This window comes from Sphingobacterium sp. UBA5639 (assembly GCF_002421245.1).
GTDB lineage: Bacteria > Bacteroidota > Bacteroidia > Sphingobacteriales > Sphingobacteriaceae > Sphingobacterium > Sphingobacterium multivorum.
The window spans coordinates 53,289-74,492 of the sequence record NZ_DIJR01000014.1 but is presented as its reverse complement, the minus strand read 5'-3'; the positions used below and the strand labels follow the sequence as shown (position 1 = coordinate 74,492).

At 39.2% G+C, this 21,204-nt stretch carries 17 protein-coding genes; 9 read left to right on the top strand and 8 right to left on the bottom strand.

The genetic code is table 11. From position 1 onward, the window contains the following. A complete protein-coding gene (recQ, locus tag B4Z90_RS10145) occupies window positions 1–2,190 on the bottom strand; it encodes a DNA helicase RecQ (RefSeq protein WP_286767290.1) in 2,190 nt (729 codons plus the stop codon). Between the two features lie 101 nt (window positions 2,191–2,291). Here recQ and B4Z90_RS10140 point away from each other — a divergent pair, with 101 nt between their 5' ends. The 4 genes from B4Z90_RS10140 to B4Z90_RS10125 all read left to right on the top strand — a co-directional run bounded on the left by B4Z90_RS10140 (window position 2,292) and on the right by B4Z90_RS10125 (window position 5,483). Further along, window positions 2,292–3,257, top strand: a complete 966-nt coding sequence (locus B4Z90_RS10140; RefSeq protein ID WP_070561093.1) for a KpsF/GutQ family sugar-phosphate isomerase — start codon at window positions 2,292–2,294, stop codon at window positions 3,255–3,257. A 98-nt stretch (window positions 3,258–3,355) separates the two neighbouring features. Next, on the top strand, window positions 3,356–3,730 hold the full coding sequence (locus tag B4Z90_RS10135) for a DUF1573 domain-containing protein (RefSeq protein ID WP_075992841.1): 375 nt from the start codon (window positions 3,356–3,358) through the stop codon (window positions 3,728–3,730). Window positions 3,731–3,827: 97 nt separating this feature from the next. Next, window positions 3,828–5,027, top strand: a complete 1,200-nt coding sequence (locus tag B4Z90_RS10130) for a pyridoxal phosphate-dependent aminotransferase (protein WP_070561095.1) — start codon at window positions 3,828–3,830, stop codon at window positions 5,025–5,027. A 162-nt stretch (window positions 5,028–5,189) separates the two neighbouring features. Then, on the top strand, window positions 5,190–5,483 hold the full coding sequence (locus B4Z90_RS10125) for a hypothetical protein (RefSeq protein WP_070561096.1): 294 nt from the start codon (window positions 5,190–5,192) through the stop codon (window positions 5,481–5,483). A gap of 52 nt (window positions 5,484–5,535) precedes the next feature. Here the strand turns inward: B4Z90_RS10125 and cmk are convergent, their stop codons facing one another. Genes cmk through topA form a run of 3 tightly spaced genes read right to left on the bottom strand, consistent with a single transcriptional unit; the run spans window position 5,536 to window position 9,046 of the window. Then, window positions 5,536–6,231, bottom strand: coding sequence for a (d)CMP kinase (gene cmk / locus B4Z90_RS10120; protein ID WP_286802110.1), 696 nt, complete (start codon window positions 6,229–6,231; stop codon window positions 5,536–5,538). Next, complete coding sequence (locus B4Z90_RS10115) at window positions 6,231–6,644, bottom strand: hypothetical protein (protein ID WP_046672862.1); 414 nt, start codon at window positions 6,642–6,644, stop codon at window positions 6,231–6,233. The genes cmk and B4Z90_RS10115 overlap by 1 nt, the downstream gene beginning before the upstream one ends. Before the next feature lie 2 nt (window positions 6,645–6,646). Continuing rightward, complete coding sequence (gene topA, locus B4Z90_RS10110) at window positions 6,647–9,046, bottom strand: type I DNA topoisomerase (protein WP_286802108.1); 2,400 nt, start codon at window positions 9,044–9,046, stop codon at window positions 6,647–6,649. Between the two features lie 378 nt (window positions 9,047–9,424). Here topA and B4Z90_RS10105 point away from each other — a divergent pair, with 378 nt between their 5' ends. After that, the gene (locus B4Z90_RS10105) at window positions 9,425–10,339 is read left to right on the top strand and encodes a glycerophosphodiester phosphodiesterase family protein (protein ID WP_070561099.1); all 915 of its coding nucleotides are present in this window, start codon (window positions 9,425–9,427) and stop codon (window positions 10,337–10,339) included. Window positions 10,340–10,447: 108 nt separating this feature from the next. Here the strand turns inward: B4Z90_RS10105 and B4Z90_RS10100 are convergent, their stop codons facing one another. After that, window positions 10,448–11,263: a patatin-like phospholipase family protein gene (locus B4Z90_RS10100; protein WP_070561100.1), complete on the bottom strand. Its 816-nt coding sequence runs from the start codon at window positions 11,261–11,263 to the stop codon at window positions 10,448–10,450. A 110-nt stretch (window positions 11,264–11,373) separates the two neighbouring features. Between B4Z90_RS10100 and B4Z90_RS10095 the strand changes: the two genes are divergently transcribed. Both B4Z90_RS10095 and smc read left to right on the top strand, forming a co-directional pair. Then, window positions 11,374–12,078: a DsbA family oxidoreductase gene (locus B4Z90_RS10095; RefSeq protein WP_159332947.1), complete on the top strand. Its 705-nt coding sequence runs from the start codon at window positions 11,374–11,376 to the stop codon at window positions 12,076–12,078. Between the two features lie 69 nt (window positions 12,079–12,147). Then, window positions 12,148–15,690 carry a chromosome segregation protein SMC gene (gene smc, locus B4Z90_RS10090; RefSeq protein ID WP_286802107.1) on the top strand — a complete coding sequence of 1,181 codons (3,543 nt, stop codon included), beginning with the start codon at window positions 12,148–12,150 and terminating at the stop codon, window positions 15,688–15,690. A 151-nt stretch (window positions 15,691–15,841) separates the two neighbouring features. On the opposite strand, the gene B4Z90_RS10085 is transcribed toward smc, so the two are convergent. Further along, the gene (locus tag B4Z90_RS10085) at window positions 15,842–15,994 is read right to left on the bottom strand and encodes a hypothetical protein (RefSeq protein ID WP_286770847.1); all 153 of its coding nucleotides are present in this window, start codon (window positions 15,992–15,994) and stop codon (window positions 15,842–15,844) included. Window positions 15,995–16,563: 569 nt separating this feature from the next. On the opposite strand from B4Z90_RS10085, the gene ppk2 reads away from it, so the two are divergent. Next, entirely contained in the window at window positions 16,564–17,373 is an 810-nt protein-coding gene (gene ppk2 / locus B4Z90_RS10080; RefSeq protein WP_046672869.1) for a polyphosphate kinase 2, read from the top strand. An 84-nt stretch (window positions 17,374–17,457) separates the two neighbouring features. Here ppk2 and pckA read toward each other — a convergent pair whose 3' ends face one another. Continuing rightward, window positions 17,458–19,077, bottom strand: coding sequence for a phosphoenolpyruvate carboxykinase (ATP) (gene pckA, locus B4Z90_RS10075; protein WP_070561208.1), 1,620 nt, complete (start codon window positions 19,075–19,077; stop codon window positions 17,458–17,460). A 281-nt stretch (window positions 19,078–19,358) separates the two neighbouring features. Between pckA and B4Z90_RS10070 the strand changes: the two genes are divergently transcribed. Further along, window positions 19,359–20,195 carry an MBL fold metallo-hydrolase gene (locus tag B4Z90_RS10070; RefSeq protein WP_112376373.1) on the top strand — a complete coding sequence of 279 codons (837 nt, stop codon included), beginning with the start codon at window positions 19,359–19,361 and terminating at the stop codon, window positions 20,193–20,195. Between the two features lie 89 nt (window positions 20,196–20,284). Here B4Z90_RS10070 and B4Z90_RS10065 read toward each other — a convergent pair whose 3' ends face one another. Then, window positions 20,285–21,157, bottom strand: a complete 873-nt coding sequence (locus tag B4Z90_RS10065) for a hypothetical protein (RefSeq protein ID WP_046672928.1) — start codon at window positions 21,155–21,157, stop codon at window positions 20,285–20,287. Window positions 21,158–21,204: the final 47 nt, after the last annotated feature.

The window sequence follows — 21,204 nt, the reverse complement described above, 5'->3', positions numbered from 1 at the left end:
TTAATTGCCGAGTTCTGATAAAAATTTGATTCGCATCAATTGGAGATCCTCATAGCTATAATCGTCTCCACCTAATTCTTTAAGCGCATCATTAATTGAATCAGTCTCTGCTGTCTTAAAATAGTCATATACCTCATCTTGACGATCCTCATCTATGACCTCATCAATAAAGTAATTGATATTGATTTTCGTTCCTGCGTTTACGATCGTCTCAATTTCTTTCAATATTTCTTCATAAGTTATCCCCTTAGCTGAGGCAATATCATCTAATGCAATTTTACGATCGATATTTTGAATAATAGACACTTTTAATGCCGATTTATTAGCTGTACTCTTAATGACAAGATCCACAGGTCTATCAATTTCATTCTCCTCAACATAGTCTTTGATCAAGGCAATAAATGGAGCACCAAATTTAATCGCTTTACCATTCCCTACCCCCTGAATCTGTTTCAACTCATCGATAGCAATTGGATAATGTGTACACATCTCTTCCAGCGAAGGATCTTGAAAGATAACAAACGGCGGCAGGGACTTGCCCTTTGCAATTTTCTTACGTAAATCTTTAAGCATACCCAACAAGACGGTATCTAAGGCCCCTGTACCCTGTCCTGTATCTTCCGAACTTGTATTATCCCCCCCTTCAATTGGACGATTCAAAACAAATTTTAGTTGATAAGGATTATCCAGATAATGACGACCAATAGCTGTCAATTTTAAAAGGCCATAATGATCAATATCTTTTTCGATAAAGTTATCAAGCACTGCCTGCCTAAGTAAGGATTTCCAATAAATAACACCTTTATCTTTGCCCTTTCCGAAAAGACGATGTTCATCATGTTTATAGGCGGATACGGGTTGGTTGTTTTGGCCGATCATGACGTTAATCACGTGATGATCATCAAATTTTTCACCCTGTTCTTGAATAAAGCCCAATACATCTTTTAAAGCGTCTTCGGCCTCAAAATATTCTTTTTCCGAACGACAATTATCACACATATTATTACAGCCCTGCTCGTCAAAATTTTCTCCAAAATAATGAAGAATCTGTTTACGGCGACATACTGCAGACTCCGAATAATCAATAACCTCTTTTAAGATCTGTGTGCCAATCTCACGTTCAGCCACAGGTTTATCTTTCATAAACTTGGTCAGTTTTTCAACATCTTTTTCCGAATAAAAAGCCAAGCAATAACCATCACCCCCATCACGTCCAGCACGTCCAGTTTCCTGATAATATCCCTCCATGGATTTAGGAATATCGTGGTGAATCACATAACGAACATCAGGTTTATCTATTCCCATACCAAAAGCAATGGTAGCCACAATCACTTCGACATCCTCCATCAAAAATTTATCCTGTGTATCTGCTCTTGTTTTGGCGTCTAAACCCGCGTGGTAAGGTAAAGCTTTGATGCCATTTAGGTTCAAAACCTCACTGATTTCTTCTACCTTTTTACGGCTCAAACAATAGACAATGCCCGTCTTACCCGATTTGGTTTTGATAAAACGTACAATTTCTTTTACGACATCTTTTTTAGGTCTTACCTCGTAATATAAGTTGCTACGATTAAATGATGACTTAAATAAAACAGCATCAGTCATCTGCAAATTTTTACGAATATCAGACTGTACTTTAGGTGTTGCTGTCGCTGTAAGCGCAATAATAGGAATATTGGCCCCTATTTCATTAATGACCTGGCGTATTTTACGATATTCTGGTCTAAAATCGTGTCCCCATTCGGAAATACAATGCGCTTCGTCAACCGCTACAAATGACACGGTGATTTGGTGTAAGAAGTCCAAATTATCTTGCTTAGCAAGAGATTCCGGAGCGACATACAGCAATTTGGTCTTCCCAGCGATTACATCATCCTTAACCTTTGTAATCTCACTTTTATTCAATGAAGAATTCAAAAAATGAGCGATACTATCTTCGCCACCGAATGCACGAAGCTGATCTACTTGGTTTTTCATTAAAGCAATCAACGGAGAAATAACAATTGCAGTCCCCTCACTCATGAGTGCTGGAAGTTGATAGCAAATTGATTTCCCTCCTCCGGTTGGCATAATTACAAACGTGTCTCTCCGTTGAAGAATACTGTTTATAATTGCCTCCTGATCCCCCTTAAAAGTATCAAAACCAAAAAAATCTTGTAAATTGTCGAAAAGTGATTTTTCTATTTCCATTGCGCCTTGGGCAAAAATAAGATAGATAAATGAAGAAATAATCTTGAAAAATAATCTATTTTTGCAATCTATTCTAATACATAAAAGTAAGAGTATTTTTTGTGAAAAACAACTACGAAATAAAAAATATAGCTATTCAAGCTATTCAAGAAGAAGCCAAGGCAGTAGCTGCTTTAGCTCAATATATTGATGATGATTTTGTTACCGTTGTCGATCGTATTCTTAATTTGCACGGCCGAGTTATTGTAACTGGAATTGGTAAAAGCGCTATTATTGCTCAAAAGATAGTTGCAACGCTCAATTCGACAGGTACACCATCGATTTTTATGCATGCTGCTGATGCTATCCATGGAGATCTTGGTATCATCCAACAAAATGATTTGATTATTGCCATCTCTAAAAGTGGTAATACACCTGAGATTAAAGTACTTGTTCCCTTTTTAAAACAGACAAAGAATGTATTGGTTGCTTTGGTCGGAAATACAGATTCCTACCTCGCTAAAAATGCCGACTATATTTTAAATACCACCGTTGAGAAAGAAGCTTGTCCCAACAACCTTGCACCAACTTCAAGTACAACTGCTCAGTTGGCAATGGGTGATGCGCTTGCCGTGGTATTACAAGAGTGCCGTGATTTCACGGATAAAGATTTTGCAAAATACCATCCAGGAGGAGCATTAGGCAAAAAGCTGTACTTGAGAGTCGGCGATCTATCCGATCAGAATGGCAAACCTAGCGTCCCACAACAAGCCACAGTAAGTGATATCATCATCACCATAACACAGTTTAGACTGGGAGCTGTCGCCGTGTTGGATGATGAAAACATACTTGGCATCATCACAGATGGTGATATCCGTCGTATGCTGGAGAAACACACGGATTTAGCGACAATTACTGCCGCCGATATCATGGGAAAATCACCTAAAATTATCGATAAAGATGAATTGGCCGCCAATGCGCTCCATATTATGCGTGAAAACAATATCACACAACTATTGGTTTCCGACAAAGGAAATTACGCTGGTGTTATCCACATACAGGATCTATTGAAAGAAGGGATAATATAACTGTAATAAAGTTGTTAGATGTACAATAAATTGGCAATAAATATTAAATTTGGCATATCAGTTGTACTATTTTAATCGTAAAGTAATATTTTAGAAGCATGAAAAAGTATATAACAATCTTAGCAGTGATCATTTCCTTTATTGGTTTTTCTTCGATGCAAACAGGACAAGGAGAATTTAAATTCGAAAAAGAAACACATGATTTTGGTAAAATTCCTGCCGGCACGCCCGTTTCGTATAATTTCAAATTTTCTAACACCGGTAGCGAGCCAATTATCATTTCCAACGTGGTGCCTACCTGTGGATGTTCTGTAGCAGAATTTACAAAAACGCCAATCAAACCAGGAGAAAGTGGTACGATTAAAGTGACTTACAATGCTGCAGCAAAAGCGCCATTCACAAAGAGCTTCACGGTGCAGTCGAATACCAAGACTCCTGTAAAAACGCTATACATTAAGGGTATTGTAGAATAACAATTCCCATAGATAAAACGAAAAAAGCCACATTATCATGTGGCTTTTTTCGTTTTATTTTGGTTAGCTTTGCACTACTAATTTTAAAAAAACTATAATGCCAGTAATATCAGAAAAAGGGCTGAATATGCCTGCGTCGCCTATTAGAAAGTTGACGCCATATGCTGATCAAGCAAAAAAAGAAGGTAAAAAGATATATCACCTCAATATCGGACAACCTGATATCCAAACACCTGAAGTGATGCTTAATGCTTTGAAAAATATACAGTTCAAAGTGTGGGCCTACACACCTTCTGAAGGTACAGCCTCTTACCGAAACAAGTTAGCAGAATATTATAATAAGCTAAATTATAATATCGAGCCGACAGATATATTAGTAACAAATGGTGGTTCGGAAGCGATTATGATCGCTATGCAAGCCTGTTTAAATGAAGGCGAAGAGATCATCATTCCAGAGCCATTTTATGCGAATTACAATGGTTTTGCTTGTTCCTCCGATGTGGTAATCAAACCAATCATGTCCTATATTGAAAGTGGATTTGCATTACCTTCCATCGCCGAATTTGAAAAAGTAATTACCGCTAAAACCAAAGCAATCTGCATCTGTAATCCAAATAACCCTACAGGTTACCTTTATTCCAGAGAAGAACTCGAAGCTCTTCGTGAACTTTGTCTAAAATATGATCTTTACCTTTTTTCAGATGAGGCTTATCGTGAATTTTGTTACGATGGCAGAGCGTTTATCTCACCAATGCATTTAGAAGGTCTCGAAAATAATGTCGTTATTTTTGATACAGTATCAAAACGTTACTCCGCTTGTGGTGCGCGTATTGGATGTATCATTACCAAAAATAAAGAACTATATCAGACAGCACTGAAATTTGCACAAGCGCGCTTAAGCCCATCCTTAGAAGGACAAATAGCGGGTGAAGCTGCTGTTGATACACCAGACAGTTACTTCGAGGCGGTATCCAAAGAATATACAGCAAGAAGAGATACCCTCGTAAAAGGGCTCAATGCCATTGAAGGAGTTTACTCTCCTAACCCGGGTGGCGCATTTTACGTCGTAGCCAAATTACCAATTGATAATGCAGATAAATTCTGTCAATGGATGTTGGAAGAGTTCTCTTACAATAACGAAACAGTTATGATGGCTCCAGCTACGGGCTTTTATAGTACAGAGGGTGCTGGAGTAAATGAAGTCCGCCTGGCCTATGTACTGAATCAGGATGATCTTAAAAGCGCTTTAGTTTGCTTAGAGAAAGCACTCCAAGTGTATCCGGGACGCACAAATTAACAATAAGATAACAGCACTTAAGAAAGGCGGAACATGCATGTTCCGCCTTTTTCTTTTTTCATGGTTCCTTCCCATAAACCCCAATTCTATTTCTTTTTAAAAAAAAACAAAACAAAGTTTTGAAGCATCTTGTTCTTCTAATAGTAACAAAAGCGATTTCATATGGATAAATTGAAGAAATTCCAATTGATGGAAAAAATAGCGAGAGAATTAGAAGATGTCAGAAATAGCCAGCAAGCTGTTTTGGAAAAAATAGGCAAAATCGAAGTTGATAACATTGAACTCGGCGATAAAAATATCGAAAAAACAATTCCCGATATCTATCAACGTACAGCAGATAATTCAGATGCTATTAAAGCTCTTCTGGAATCTTTTCAAGATGAGACAGCAGAGTTTGGAGAAAAGAACAATGTTGGAAAATTATTGGAACAACAACAAATTAACAGTATAAAATAATGATATTCCAAACACAAAGAAGGTCGATTAAATAATCGGCCTTCTTTGTGTTTTATAATTGGACTTTTGCAGCCTTAGCTTTCAAATACTCTTCTTCAACAAAATGGAGCTGTTGTTCTGGTGTCAGATTAGAATTATCCAAAACAATCGCGTCTTCCGCTTGTCGTAATGGACTTTCCGCACGGGTACTGTCGATACGGTCACGTGTTGCAAGATTTTCCACGACTTCTTCCAACGTCACATCCTCCCCTTTTTCCGTCAACTCCAAATAACGTCGCGCAGCACGTACTTTAGGATCGGCCGTCATAAAAATCTTCAGATCAGCATCTGGAAAAACAGTAGTACCGATATCACGGCCATCCATAATAATATTTCGTCTGCTACCCAATTTTTGCTGCTGGGCAACCATGGCAACCCGGACAGCTTTAATTGCACTCACATCACTAACTTTATCAGAAATATACATCTGACGGATCTCTTCCGAAATATCCTCATCATTTAGATGGATCTCCGTCTTTATTGCATTTGGGATAAAATCAATATGGATATCTTTTAGTACGCTTTCGATCGCTTCTTGATCATCCAGCGCTATTTTATGCCGGATAAAATAGAGTGTGACAGCCCTATACATGGCTCCGCTATCAATAAAGGCAAACTTCAGTTTTTTTGCCAAAGCTTTTGCCAGTGTACTCTTACCGCAGGAGGAAAAACCATCTATGGCAATAATAAAATTGTGACGTCCACTCATTATTCGTTTCCTCCTATGATTACACCTGGGCGATTGACCAAAGGAACCTTAGTCAGGTTACCATCCACAATGCTTTCAGGTAAAAAGATATATTTTTTATCGTAAATAATGTTATCAATATAAAAACTCAACCAATATTCATTTGTAAGCCCGAATACCTGTTCATCAATCGCTTCAACACGATCGAAAGATTTAGCTTCTATATTACCAATAAAATGACGCAAAGTCGTTGTTGTTACTTGTCGGCCATCCTTTTCGCCATAACCTTTTGAGCTAATCAGCACGTTCTGAATAGCAATATTCTTGTCGTTGATAACATAGACAGTCCAATTTTTTGTCTCCACCGTCTCACCTTCCAAAACGACGGCGATCATAATGTCTTTGACTATATTTTCAGGCAAATCTGCTTTCATGCTTATTTAGACTTTGTAGTTTTTTTAGCTGGAGCCTTCTTAGCGGTAGTCTTTTTTGCTACAGTTTTCTTTTCTGTTGTTTTTGTTTTAGTTGCTTTTCCTTTTGGCGCATCCGCCTCAGCCCATTTTAACACATCTTCATAGGTAATTTTATCAATTTCCGTTCCCTTAGGAATCTTCAGATTCTGCTTGCCAAAACGAATAAATGGCCCCCAGCGTCCCTGTTCAATCTGAGCATCCGGATTTTCATCAAAAACCCGAATCACTTTTTCGATATCTTTCTGACGTTTGTCTTTGATAATCTGTATCGCCTCTTCTTCTGTCACATCCAATGGGTCAACACCTTTTGGTAGTGAGTAAAACGCCGAATTGTGACGGATATAAGGTCCAAATCGCCCAACAGCAACCGTCATTTCCTTATCTTCAAATAAACCAACTTTTTTCGGTAATTTGAACAATTCCATGGCATCATCAAAAGTAATGGTTTCGATCATCTGTCCCTTTCTCAAGGAAGCAAAACGAGGTTTCTCTTCATCGTCAGGAGAACCAATCTGTACCAATGGGCCGAACTTACCAATGCGAACCGAAACAGGCTTACCGGAAACCGGATCGACACCGAGCTCACGCTCATTATTCGCACGATCTGCATTGACTAAAGTATCTTCTACCTCAGAATGAAAAGGCCCATAGAAATCATGCAGCATTTTTGTCCATTCGGTCAGTCCATGCGCAATATCATCAAATTCTTTTTCTACGTTGGCCGTAAAATGAAAATCCACAATACCGTTGAAGTGTTCAACCAAAAAGTCATTCACGACAACACCGATATCTGTTGGAAACATTTTTCCTTTTTCGGCACCAGTGATTTCGGTTTTTGTTACCGCTGTTAATTCGGCATCCTTTAATGTCAGTACACGGTAATCGCGCGATTTACCTTCACGCTCTTCCTTTATGACATACCCGCGGTTTTGAATCGTTGAAATCGTAGGGGCGTAGGTTGAAGGACGGCCAATTCCCAATTCCTCTAATTTTTTCACCAAAGCAGCTTCCGTATAACGTGCTGGAGGTCGTGTAAAACGCTCCGTCGCCGACATGTTTTTCAACGTTAATGGCATACCAACAGCTAATGGTGGAAGAATAGCATTGTCACTATCTTCGTCCATCGCGTTGTCTTGATCGTCATCCAAGGATTCCATGTAAACTTTCAAGAATCCATCAAATTTCATCACCTCTCCTGAAGCATTCAAATCTTCAGTACGAGTTGATATGTCGATTTTTGCCAATGTACGTTCAAACTCCGCTTCACTCATTTGAGAAGCAATTGCTCTTTTCCAAATAAGCTCGTATAATCTTTTTTCGGATGCATCGCCATCGATGGTGTGCTCAGAGAAATAAGTAGGACGAATAGCTTCGTGCGCCTCTTGTGCACCCGATGTCTTTGTTTTATATTTTCTGACTTTATGGTACTGGTTACCATAAGCCGATTTGATTTCCTTTTCAGCAGCCTCAATCGCCGTATCACTCAAATTAACAGAATCGGTACGCATATAGGTAATTCGTCCTGATTCATACAGCCTTTGAGCCACCTGCATGGTGCGGGCAACCGAAAATCCAAGTTTCCGGCTTGCTTCCTGCTGTAATGTTGATGTAGTAAATGGCGCTGCCGGTGAACGCTTCGCAGGTTTTGTTTCGAGATTTTTTACAGAAAAAAGCGCTGCTTTACAATCCTCCAAAAATTTGGTCGCCTCTGCCTCTGTCGCAAAACGCTGCGGAAGCTCGGCTTTAAAACTATCCTTAACTTTTCCCGTATGAAAAAAAGCAACGATCTTAAAAGCCGCTTCGGGTTCAAATTTATTGATTTCACGCTCACGATCTACAATCAGACGAACCGCAACTGACTGCACGCGTCCGGCAGATAAAGAAGGTTTCACCTTTTTCCATAGAACCGGAGACAATTCAAATCCGACTAATCGATCTAACACCCTTCGCGCTTGTTGTGCATTTACGAGGTTATAATCTATTTTACGCGGGTTGTCAATAGCCTTCAAAATAGCTGGCTTTGTAATCTCATGAAACACAATTCTTTTTGTGCTTTCATCTTTTAATCCCAAAGTCTCAAATAAATGCCATGAAATAGCCTCTCCTTCGCGGTCCTCATCGGACGCTAACCAAACGGTTTCTGCAGCTTTAGCCAATTTCTTCAGTTCACTTACAACCGCCTTTTTGTCGGATGGAACTTCATACTTTTGTTCAAAATTCTTTTCGGTATCAATTGCATCATCGGTTTTCACCAAGTCGCGAATATGTCCATAACTTGACTTGACCAAAAAATCCTTTCCTAAATACCCTTCTATCGTTTTCGCTTTCGCCGGAGACTCAACTATCAATAAATTTTTCGCCATCTAATTTGAGATTTGTGCAAATAAAGGGAATTCTGAAAGGAATGACAATAATTTCTTACAAAAAAGACAAAAAAAATAGATTTCATGTCGACAATTAAGAAATTTATCCTACAATCAAGAAGCAGGTAACGAGCTCATGGTTGGCATAGAAACGCTGTCAGATCAAGGTAATTTGCCCATCGAACTACTTTGTGCCCCTCAATTTCAAACCAAAACAAATTCATTTAACTTTATTCGGTTTCGAATTCACCTTCATAAAGTTGCAAAATCAAGTATTCGAAACAGTTAAAATACGTAAAAGCAAAATATATATGTATATTCGCTTATTCAAAAGGGCAATATATAACAACTCCGCTATTTTGTTTAAATATTTTAATAATGAAAAGAAGTCTTCTCAGAATTGCCTTTTGGGGCACGTTATTACCATTTGCATCTTGTTCAGTTATGAAAGATTCAGCAAAATCAACTTCAGACAATTTCCCTAAACTTAGCTTGGAAGCGCATCGTGGTGGCCGCGGCCTATACCCTGAAGAATCTATCGCTGCCATGAAAAATGCAATAGATTTTGCAAAGGTGACAACACTGGAAATGGATTGTCATATTACCAAAGACCGTAAGGTTGTTGTCTTTCACGACGATTACCTTAACCCGAAGTTTGTATTGAAACCCAATGGCACCGAAATTTCTGACAAGGACAAACCGTTGAGAATTTACGATATGCTTTATAAAGATCTGGTTAAGTACGATATCGGATCGAAATTTTACAAAGAGTTTCCTGAACAAAAAAAACAGGTTACACGTATAGCAAAACTAGCAGACCTTATTGATAGTACTGAAGCCTACGCAAATCTAAAAAGGAAAGCGCCGATGTTTTACAATATCGAAGTGAAAAGTAAGGAAGATAAAGATGGTATTTTCCATCCAAGGGTTGAAGAATTTGTGGATCTTATGGTACAGGTAATCACCGATAAAAAAATTGCTGCGCGAACCGTTATTCAATCGTTTGATAGCAGAGCCATTAACTATCTGCACAAAGCATATCCTCAAATCAAAGTTTCTTATCTTATTGATGCAAACCATACAAAAAGTATTGAGCAAACAATTGCAGCTTTGGGTTTTACGCCTTTTATTATAAGTCCGCATCATAAAATAGTAACAAGCGATTATGTCAAGCAGTGTCACAAAGCTGGTATCAAGGTCATTCCTTGGACAGTCAATACGAAAGAAGAAATCGAGCAACTAAAAGCCGTGAAAGTTGATGGCATTATTAGCGATTACCCCAATTTGTTTTAACAAATACTTCGCATGGTTCGCTTAGAATAAAAATATCAGTTTCAGTGTATCTCAATGCCAGAGAAACCATGTACAGCCAAAGCAAAGTAGTCCCTTGATCGTCCTAAACTACTTTGCTTTGGCTTTGTTTTTTAATGCTTTGTCAATATATTCCCGCCCCTTCTGGACCAAAAATTCAGAGCGGTGATAATCCCAAAGGTTACAGATATTATAGGGAATGTCCACCACCACATCGGGCCGGTATAAATCAACAATCATACGGCTCATTTTCCTGCGCATCACATAGTATGACGCTTGGAGTATATCCAACGAATTCGAAGTCCTTGTATCCAGTTTTTTGATAACAGAATATTGTTTATCCGGTTTAGATTCCAGATTAACCGCTATGATTAGGTTCTCTTTCTTGGTGACATGATTTATAGGCAATGGATTGAGTACCCCGCCATCAACATAGACATGATTGTCGTCTTCTACAGCTGTAAACACCGCGGGAATGGCAATCGACGCCCGAATGGCATCATACATACTTCCAAAGTCCAGCACAACCTCCTTTTCGTAGTTTAGATCTGTCGCAACGGCTTTAAACAAAATAGGGAAAGTCTCAATATTAGCATCCGGAATCACAGATTTCAAGGCGTTAAACACCTTGATCCCCTTCATCATCCCCAGTCCCTTCCAGCTAAAATCCATCATATTAAAGACCGATTTCTTCGTCAGGCGCTGCATCCATTCTTCCAGAACATCCATCTTCCCCTGTGCATAGATACCACCGACAAGCGCTCCTATTGAACAACCTACCACCTCATCGATTTCGTAGCCCAGCTCTTCAAGACGTCGAATAATACCAATATGCACCAGGCCTCTTGCACCACCCCCGCCCAGAACAAGGGTAACTTTACGATTTAAAAAAGCTTTCTCCACCATAGTTATACAAATACTTGAAACACTTGTTTACATCCATGCAACAATGTAAACAGATAATCATCGTTATTATATGTATTTTTGATTACAATATACGCAGTAAAAAAAGAAATATGAAAATAGAAATTTGGTCGGACATCATTTGTCCTTTTTGTTATATTGGTCTGACAAAGCTTGAACTAGCTCTTCAGGAGTCCACAAGTAAGCCATCCGCTAAAATCATCTGGAAATCGTATCAGCTTAACCCTGATTATCCCGAAGATGCTCCAGCAATGCCAACCTACGATTACCTCGTTCAAACGAAAGGCATGAGTATGGACGATGTCGTTGCGATGACCTCACAGCTCAGTGCACAAGGAAAAGAGCTGGGTATTGATCTGAACTTTGAAAAAGCAATCGTTGTAAATACAAAAAAAGCACATCGTCTGATACATTTTGCCCAAGCGCAACAAAAAGGCACTCAGATCAAGAAAGCCTTATTTAAAGCTCATTTTACGGATGGTCTTGATGTAAATAACAACGAGGTGCTCAGCACGATTGCTGCGCAAGAGCATCTTTCCGCTCAGGAGGTAAAAAACTTATTGGAATCTGATGAATATGCTTATGATGTTGCACAGGATATTCAAGAAGGTGTCAGCTTAGGACTCCGAGGTGTCCCTTTCTTTGTATTTGACAGAAAATATGCTATCCCCGGAGCACAGCCCATGGAAGTCTTTCACAACACCATAAATGAATGCTTGGCCAGTCAGCCAACACCGCTTGAACGCAGAGGCGAAGAAGGCCCTTCATGTGATCCTGAAACAGGAAAATGTGAATAAAGAAAGGAAAAATTATTGTTTAATTTTACTATTTTCGCAAGCTTATAACGACAAACAAATTTGGTATAAATGCAGTTAACCAAACTAGAAATTAAAGGATTTAAAAGTTTCGGAGACAAGATCACGATCAACTTCAATGATGGTGTCACAGCGATTGTTGGCCCCAATGGATGTGGGAAGTCCAATGTGGTCGACGCCATACGCTGGGTGCTGGGAGAGCAGAGCACAAAGATGCTTCGCTCCGATAAGATGGAAAATATTATCTTCAATGGAACGAAAAATAGAAAACCGGCAAACCTTGCAGAGGTCTCGCTGACCTTCAACAACAACAATAATATTTTGCCAACGGAATTCTCGACAGTAACCGTCACGCGGAAGCTGTTTCGCAACGGCGATAGTGAATATCGATTGAATGATGTCAAATGTCGTTTAAAAGATATCACAGATCTGTTCCTGGATACCGGAGTTGGTGCGGACAGCTATTCGATCATCGAATTGAAAATGATTGATGAAATTATCAATAATAAAGATAATTCACGTCGCAACCTCTTCGAAGAAGCATCTGGAATCTCTAAGTATAAAGTTCGTAAAAAACAGACTTTGGCAAAGCTGAGAGATACTGAGGCCGATCTTAGCCGTGTAGATGACTTGCTTTACGAAATCACAAAGAACCTCAAATCATTAGAAAATCAAGCTAAAAAAGCTGAAAAATATACCTCACTTAAAGCAGAATACCGCCAAAGCAGTATAGATTTGGCTTATTATAAAATAGCAGATTTCTCGACTGAATTGGAAAGACTTCAAACACAAGAATCCAAGGTTCAGAAAGATGCTGCCAATGCACATCAAAATATTCTGAATGCGGAAACGGAACTCCAATCACTCCGCCAGACAAATTTGGAACAAGAAAAAAACCTTTCGGTACAGCAAAAAACAACGCAGGAATTTGTCAATAAAATCCGAGGTTATGAATCGGAAAAGAAGATCAAAAACGAAAAGGTCAAAAATCTTCAAGATAAAGAGAACCGGTTGAACCTCGATATCAACAGTGATAAACAACAGCTTAATCATGTACTCTACACCATCAAACGACTGAATGAAGAATTGTTTGATGAACAAAATAAACTCGATTCGTTAAAAACGAATCTTGAATCGGATAAATCCGAAGTCGACGAACTGAGGGGACAGCAACAATCGGCAAAGGGAAAGCTTGATCTTTTTAATAAGAGTAATGCTGAATTACAGGCAAAAATCTACAAATTAGAAAAAGATCTTGCTGTATTTACCATTCAGAAAGAAGCCCTCCTCCAAGAATCTGTTCGCAATAGTGTAGATACAGAAGCAAAAGAAGCCGAATTGCAGCAGTTTAATTCTGCTGTTACTGAACTGGAAGGCCGTGTGGAAGCACAGCAGTTACAGTATGACTCAGCAAACCAGCTGGAAGAAGAGCTCCAAGGACAGATCAGTCAGTGCCAGGCAAACCTAGAAGAACTTAAGGCCCAGCTTGCCAAAGACCTCCGTCTGGTAGATGCCAAACAAAACGAATACAACCTCACGAAATCTCTTGTTGATAATTTAGAAGGTTTCCCCGATTCCATTCGGTTCCTCAAGAAAAATGCAGGATGGAAAAAGCAACCTCCGCTCCTATCAGATGTCCTTTTCTGTCAGGAAGATTATCGCGTGGCTATTGAGAACTATCTAGAGCCTATAATGAATCACTATGTTGTCGAAACACAACAAGATGCTGTTCAAGCAATTCAGCTATTGAGCGATGCCGCAAAAGGAAGAGCTAATTTCTTTGTTTTAGATGCCATAACACACTCGCCAAGCGCTGCCCCTGCACCAAATGACAATTTGATGTCTGCGTTGGATGTGATTACAGTAGACGAAAAGTACAAGGCTTTATGTACGATGCTGCTCCAGCAGGTCTTTATTCTTAAACATGACAATGAAAAAGAACTGGATGAAAAGCTACCTGCTCTGGGACAGGTGATTCTGCAAAAAAATGGACGTTATTCGAAACATCATTTGGGTCTTTCTGGTGGTTCCGTGGGATTATTTGAGGGCAAACGTATCGGAAGAGCGAAAAACCTCGAAGTGTTATCCCAAGAGATCAAAACCTTAAATCAGGAAATAGCAAAACTTGAAGATAAAATAACCGCCGAAACAGCTCGCTTGGATGTACTACGCGGCAATTCGCAGAAAGAGTTAATCGATGAGCTTCGTTTTCAGCTCAATAGACTGAATAATGAATTAATTACTGTCAAAACAAAGCAAGAGCAATATCAAGCCTTCATCAATAACTCCCAGGCCCGTAAAAAAGATATTCAGGAGAAAATTGAAAGTATAGAATCAGATTTAAGGATTGCCGAGCCACAGCTTCAGGAGCTGCGCCAGGAAAAAGAACAGAGTATCGCCGAATTATCGACTTTACAGGACCAGTTCCATGAAATAGCTGAAATACTTAACGAAAAATCGACCGCATACAATCAAGAGAATATCGCTTATCATCAACAGTTAAACAAAGTTTCCAATATCACGAAAGATCTCGAATTTAGAGAGACGCAGAAGGATGACCACGAACTCCGTCTGGAGCGAAACAGTGCAGAATTAGTTGAAGTGCAAGAAGCGTTAAGAACAACCATTCCATTTGAAGATGAAGAAGATCGGGATCTTATTGCCATGTATGAGCAGAAGATTGCTTTAGAAGATGGTCTTAAAGAATTGGAAGACAACTACTATGCAGATAAGCAGAAAATCAATAATCTCGAAGACGCCCTGACACAGCAGCGTCGTTCAAAAGAGCAGAGTGACTTTCTTATTTCAGAGATCAAAGATAAAAAAACAGGTCTGCAGATCGACCTCAATGCCTTAAAAGAACGCCTTTCCGTTGAATTCAACATTGAATTGAAAGATCTAATTGACCGTGAAGATGCGCCTGAGATCACAGAAGATCAAGCGACATTGGCAACCAAATGTAGCAAACTCAAGAAACAGCTTGATGAATTTGGAACGATCAATCTGATGGCAAAAGAGGCTTTCGACGAGATGAACGAACGCTATGATTTCATTAACAAAGAGAAAGCTGATTTAATTGAAGCAAAAGGATCCTTGATGGCAACAATAAAAGAAATTGACGATACCGCTCAGGTTCAGTTTATGTTTACATTTGATGCCGTGAGGAATAACTTCGTTAAAGTATTCCGTTCGCTATTTAACGAAGAAGACAGCTGTGACCTGGTACTCACAGACCCGAGCAATCCGTTGGATTCAGATATCGACATTATTGCAAGACCCAAAGGGAAAAGGCCGCTGTCTATCAATCAGCTTTCGGGTGGTGAAAAGACCTTGACTTCAACAGCTCTCTTATTCTCACTCTATCTTTCTAAACCGGCACCATTTTGTATCTTCGATGAGGTGGACGCTCCTTTAGATGATACGAATATTGATAAGTTCAACAATATTATCCGGGATTTTTCGAAAAATTCACAATTTATCGTAGTCTCACACAATAAGAAAACGATTGCAAGTACAGACATCATCTATGGAGTAACCATGGTGGAACAAGGTGTATCCCGTGTAGTAGCAGTAGATCTAAGAGAAGTTGCCTAGAGCGCAGCAAAATACACAATAAATAAGGCGGACCGGATGTACATCTGGTCCGTCTTATTTTATATATATCGATTTAAGTTCCGCCCGACTTTAATGAGACTCTTTACTGCAACAAACAGTGAATTGCTCTGAGCTTATTTCATGTCGCAGATCAATATAAGGATAGCGAGCAGACAGCTGATTCCCCCAATAAATAAACCGACTGATAACCAAACGGGCCCGCTACTAATCCCGCCAATGCCCCTGCCATTCGTAGAGGCAAATCCACCAATGCAACACAAGCTCCAAGTGCTGTACCACGCATCTGTAATGCAACTTTTTTATGACTGCCCCCCCCACACAACTATATTTCGAGTACAAATATGCTACGGATCAAAAAGCTAACATTGACTTAAGTCAAAAAAAGCCTTTAAGTCGAAAATGGGACCTGAAAAATAAAAAGCCCAGAGTGGGGAACTCTGAGCTTTCGTTAGCCATATATTAACCTATTTTATGAAAAGTATTTGTAATGAAAACGTCGCATTTTTGAATTCATTATAAGAATAGATGCCATTTAACATTTTTTAACATTTAGAATAAACGGAGGATCAGCTCAATTAAGCGGGAACAGAATCGTATTTTTTCGTACTCTTGAAGCGATCCCCCATCCGACAAAAAAGCTCGAAGTGGGGAACTCCGAGCTAACCTAACCAATTATTAACCTAAATTTATGAAAAGTCTTATTTATGCAAACAGCCTTTTTTGCTGTTTAGAATTCTAAACGTAAGTGAAGAGCTTATTATTACACATCCCATTCGGAATTATATGAAATTTGACGTTTTTTAACAATTCAATAAGTAACTTTAGGAAAACGAACGTATAAATCAATAGCATATGGCAGAATACGATTTAAATGAACTTCAGAAGATCTACGAAAACAAAGATGTTTTAAACTATCTGGAACAGCATGGCATTCTGGAGATAAAAAAATTCAATGATGTTTACGATTATGAAAAGGAGCTTTACGAGCTCCAAGTCAAGCTCTTAAAACTTCAATATGAAATCATTGAAAAAGGAAAACGAGTACTGATTATTTTTGAAGGCAGGGACGCTGCGGGTAAAGGCGGTACAATTGGCCGTGTAACCCAATACCTGAATCCCAAAAAGGTGCGCGTTGTTGCATTGCCTAAACCAACCGAGGAGGAAGCTGGACAATGGTATTTTCAACGATATATCAAACAGCTCCCCAATGCTGGGGAAATTGTGATTTTCGACCGCAGCTGGTATAACAGAGCTGTTGTTGAACCAGTATTTGGATTTTGCACCAAGGAACAGCACGAGCTGTTTATGAACCAAGTTCCTGAATTTGAGAAGCAGTTAATCGACGATGGCATCATCCTTATCAAATTATTCCTGAATATCAGCAAAGAAGAGCAGGCCGAAAGATTAAAAGAGCGAAAAGAAGATATCCTAAAACAATGGAAAATCGGTGTGCTGGACGAGCAGGCGCAGGAGAAATGGGATGTTTATACGGGTTATATTGAAGATTTATTTAAAAAGACAAGCACCAAAAAATCGCCTTGGTTAGAAATTACCAAAGATAACAAGAAAAAGGCCCGCTTAGCGTCCTTCAAACTGATTATCAATGCGCTTGTTGGAAGTGAGCAGGAAAAAATAGATTCTTTCGTTACAAAACACGACTAAATGACTGTCGGTCTGGTAAGGTATCATTATAAAAAAACAGGAGGAAAAGTATTTCCTCCTGTTTTTTTATAATATTAAAACGAATTAAGATACAAGTATCGTAGTTTCGATTTTAGGTCCTGCGGCCAGCACGGAGTCCGGCATTTCATTATTGAATTTTTCAAAATTCGAAATGAACAGCTTCGCCAAGCGTTTTGCTTGCATGTCATAAGCCTCATCATTGTTCCATAAACCGCGTGCATCTAAAATTTGTGCAGGAACATGCTCTCCACAGCTCGTTGGATATTCCAATCCAAAAATATCATGCTTATTAAACTGAGATTCCAGTAGTGAACCGTCCATGGCCGCGCGAATTAGCGATCGTGTATAATTCAGCTTAATACGTCTACCTATTCCGTAAGGACCAGCAATCCAGCCTGTATTCACTAGCCAAACTTTGATGTTACGATTTTGCTCTAGTTTCGAACGCAGCAAGGCCGCATATTTTGAAGGATGGAGCGGTAAAAATGCCTGTCCAAAACAGGTTGAAAATGCTGCTGTAGGCTCCTTTATCCCGACCTCTGTACCGGCAACCTTTGCTGTATAACCACTGACAAAATGATATACCGCCTGATCGGTGGTCAACAATGAAATGGGAGGAAGTACACCAAAAGCATCTGCTGTAAGGAAAAAAATATTTTCTGGTTCATTGCCAATTCCATTTATTTCGGCATTTTCCATAAAATCGATGGGATAGGATACCCTCGTATTCTCTGTCTTGCTAATATCGTTATAATCAGGTCGATCAAATTCATCCAACACAACATTTTCAAGGAGAGCCCCAAAACGAATTGCGTGAAAGATCTCAGGTTCTTTGTCTTCTGACAACCCTACACATTTGGCGTAGCAGCCGCCTTCGAAATTGAATATTCCCCTTTCGCTCCATCCATGCTCATCATCACCAATCAACTTTCTGTTTCTATCAGCCGACAGGGTCGTTTTCCCTGTACCTGAAAGTCCGAAAAATAACGCTGTCTCCCCTTCCTTCGAAGTGTTCGCCGAGCAGTGCATAGAAAGCACATTATGCTGGAATGGCAAAATAAAGTTCAATATTGAAAAAATGCTCTTTTTAATCTCCCCCGTGTAACCGGTCCCTGCAATCAGTACTATCTTTTTTGTAAAGTCAATCGCGACAAAATTTTCGTTGATAATGCCATATTGATGCGGCTCATCGATAAGCAGCGTCGGAGCGGCTAAAATCGACCAGGCTGGCTGGGCATCTGGATTTGGCTCCGGCCGTAGAAACAGGTTATTGGCAAATATACTTTGATAAGCTGTTTCCGTAACAACACGTAAATCTATTTGATAAGCTGGATCAGCCCCTGCAGCACAATCTCTTACATAGATGATTTGATCACTTAAGTGAGCCGCTACTTTCGAGAGTAGTGCTTCGAAATTAGCCGGAGACATTCGTTGATTGATCTCTCCCCACCAAACGCTATCTTTAGTTAAAGAATCTTCGACCAGAAACCGATCTTTTGGCGATCTTCCAGTAAATTTCCCTGTATCAGCAGCTAGCGCTCCCGTATCAGAAAGTCGACCTTCGTGATTTGCTAAGGCATGTTCGACCAATTCAGAAACAGGCAATTGATAAAATACATTTTTTGTACTATCAATTTTTAAATATTTCAAATCAGGCGCGTTTCCAATGTTACCCTTTTTCATATTTTTTGTTTGTTTTAAAATGTGCCCAAATTTAAAGGCATTTTTCGCTAAAAACAAAACTTAATTACCTAAAAATCAAGCTTATTGTACAAAAAACACAAAAACAAAACACTCATTAACAGCAACTTATAGAGGTAAAAAAAATTAAACTTTTTAGCATATTTTTTTAGCACATCAATTTATCACCATCAAAAAATATCACATATTTTTCGTAAATTGTTCCAAGCTTTACAAATATTAATAAGGTAAAAACAGATCATTAAAAGACATATCATCTGCGAATGAAATTACATGCCATAGAAACGGGATTTTTCAAACTTGATGGCGGTGCAATGTTTGGCGTTGTCCCCAAGAGTATCTGGAACAAAACAAACCCGGCCGACTCAAACAATATGTGTACCTGGGGAAACCGCCTGCTCCTCATCGAGGACAGTAATCGTTTAATGCTGGTCGATACAGGATTGGGAGACAAACAAAATGAAAAATTCTTCAGCTATTATTATCTTCATGGCGATGCAACGCTGGATAAATCATTAAAAAATAGTGGGTTTGACAGAAGTGATATCACCGATGTCATCCTTACACACCTGCATTTCGATCATTGTGGTGGCGCTATCGCCCGCCAAGGTGAACAACTCGTTCCGGCTTTTAAAAATGCTCATTTTTGGAGCAATAGCGACCATTGGTCTTGGGCTACCGATCCTAATCCACGCGAAAAAGCTTCTTTCTTAAAAGAGAACATTTTACCAATACAAGAGAGTGGGCAATTAAAATTTGTCGAAGATCACCAAAATCCTTTCGGAAGCAATATTGCTATCCGTTATGCACACGGTCATACAGAAGCGATGATGCTGCCTCAGATACTGTATAAAGGCAAAACGATCCTCTATATGGCGGATCTATTGCCATCGGTGGGACATATCCCCATTCCTTATGTTATGAGCTATGATGTTAGACCTCTCGTGACCATGGAGGAACGCAACAGCTATTGGAATGAGATCGTCGATAATGAATACATCTTATTTTTCGAACACGATCCGATACATGAATGCTGTACACTTCAGCGTACTGAAAAAGGTATTCGGGTAAAGGATATTTTCAAACTGAGCGACATTTAGCTGAGACGTTTATAGAAGATGAAATAGGATATAAAAAGAATATACAAAAAAGGCTACTTTAAAGTAGCCTTTTTTGTATCGAATATATTTTAAAACCTAAAGCCCAAAGCCCAGTAATTTTCAAAAAACCATATTTGTTGAGAGGCTTTATCTACGCCTCTTCTTCCAGTTGTACGAATGTTTGTTAAATCAGTCCAGCCCGTTTTGAAATTCCCCTGAAGATAGAGTCCTTTATAAAAACGGTAGTGCAAACCAACTTTTGCCGAAGCGCCATACCCTGCAATGTTCCAAAAATGGTTGGCTCCTTCACCAAAAAGATGTACGTCGGAACGAGGAATCAATAAGCCTACATCCACACCCGATTCCATCGTCAATACCTGTTGACCCTTGCGGTTATTGATGATGTCGTCATAACGCTCTAGCCCTACTGAGGCAAAGTTATAGCCATCGGTGTGTTCAAATGTCAGCATGGCGGAGTCTACAGTAATCAATTCACCGTTATATTGACCAGCGCGATTTCCTGTCGGAATACCAGGGTTAGAAATCTCTTCACCGATAAAACCCGAAATTTTCACCTGTTGCGGAATATCGACCACATATTTCATATGGTCCCATCCCAATGAAATGGAATAATTATCCTTGATATAATAACCAAAGTGCAGATTAAATTGCGGAATAGTCAGTCTGCTTGGATCAAAATACGTTGAACCAAATTTAGTTGGCCTGTCACCCGCTTTTACATCATGCAGAATAAAATCATAATTAGGTCCCGTAAAATGAATATCTGATTTCGCGTAAGAAGAGAAGTTGTACCCCCAAAAGAAGAAGAATTTGCCCTTGTTACTCTCTGTTCTCAAATTTTTCGGTTTGAAAATGCTTTTTCCTATCTCAGGATTTTCTTGGGCAAATAAGGCAGAAACACTTAGTGCAAGTGCTCCAATCGTTAAAAATATTTTTCTCATATCGGTGCTAAAAACGTTGGGCAAAAGTACCGGCATTCTATTTTATA

Bases quoted from the DNA above. Each gene is read 5' to 3' on its own strand.
- B4Z90_RS10125 (WP_070561096.1), top strand. From the start codon at position 5,190: ATGGATAAATTGAAGAAATTCCAATTGATGGAAAAAATAGCGAGAGAA.
- B4Z90_RS10070 (WP_112376373.1), top strand. From the start codon at position 19,359: ATGAAATTACATGCCATAGAAACGGGATTTTTCAAACTTGATGGCGGT.
- B4Z90_RS10105 (WP_070561099.1), top strand. From the start codon at position 9,425: ATGAAAAGAAGTCTTCTCAGAATTGCCTTTTGGGGCACGTTATTACCA.
- cmk (WP_286802110.1), bottom strand. From the start codon at position 6,231: ATGAGTGGACGTCACAATTTTATTATTGCCATAGATGGTTTTTCCTCC.
- pckA (WP_070561208.1), bottom strand. From the start codon at position 19,077: ATGAAAAAGGGTAACATTGGAAACGCGCCTGATTTGAAATATTTAAAA.
- topA (WP_286802108.1), bottom strand. From the start codon at position 9,046: ATGGCGAAAAATTTATTGATAGTTGAGTCTCCGGCGAAAGCGAAAACG.
- B4Z90_RS10130 (WP_070561095.1), top strand. From the start codon at position 3,828: ATGCCAGTAATATCAGAAAAAGGGCTGAATATGCCTGCGTCGCCTATT.
- ppk2 (WP_046672869.1), top strand. From the start codon at position 16,564: ATGGCAGAATACGATTTAAATGAACTTCAGAAGATCTACGAAAACAAA.
- B4Z90_RS10115 (WP_046672862.1), bottom strand. From the start codon at position 6,644: ATGAAAGCAGATTTGCCTGAAAATATAGTCAAAGACATTATGATCGCC.
- B4Z90_RS10095 (WP_159332947.1), top strand. From the start codon at position 11,374: ATGAAAATAGAAATTTGGTCGGACATCATTTGTCCTTTTTGTTATATT.
- B4Z90_RS10100 (WP_070561100.1), bottom strand. From the start codon at position 11,263: ATGGTGGAGAAAGCTTTTTTAAATCGTAAAGTTACCCTTGTTCTGGGC.
- B4Z90_RS10085 (WP_286770847.1), bottom strand. From the start codon at position 15,994: ATGCGTGGTACAGCACTTGGAGCTTGTGTTGCATTGGTGGATTTGCCT.
- B4Z90_RS10065 (WP_046672928.1), bottom strand. From the start codon at position 21,157: ATGAGAAAAATATTTTTAACGATTGGAGCACTTGCACTAAGTGTTTCT.
- smc (WP_286802107.1), top strand. From the start codon at position 12,148: ATGCAGTTAACCAAACTAGAAATTAAAGGATTTAAAAGTTTCGGAGAC.
- recQ (WP_286767290.1), bottom strand. From the start codon at position 2,190: ATGGAAATAGAAAAATCACTTTTCGACAATTTACAAGATTTTTTTGGT.
- B4Z90_RS10135 (WP_075992841.1), top strand. From the start codon at position 3,356: ATGAAAAAGTATATAACAATCTTAGCAGTGATCATTTCCTTTATTGGT.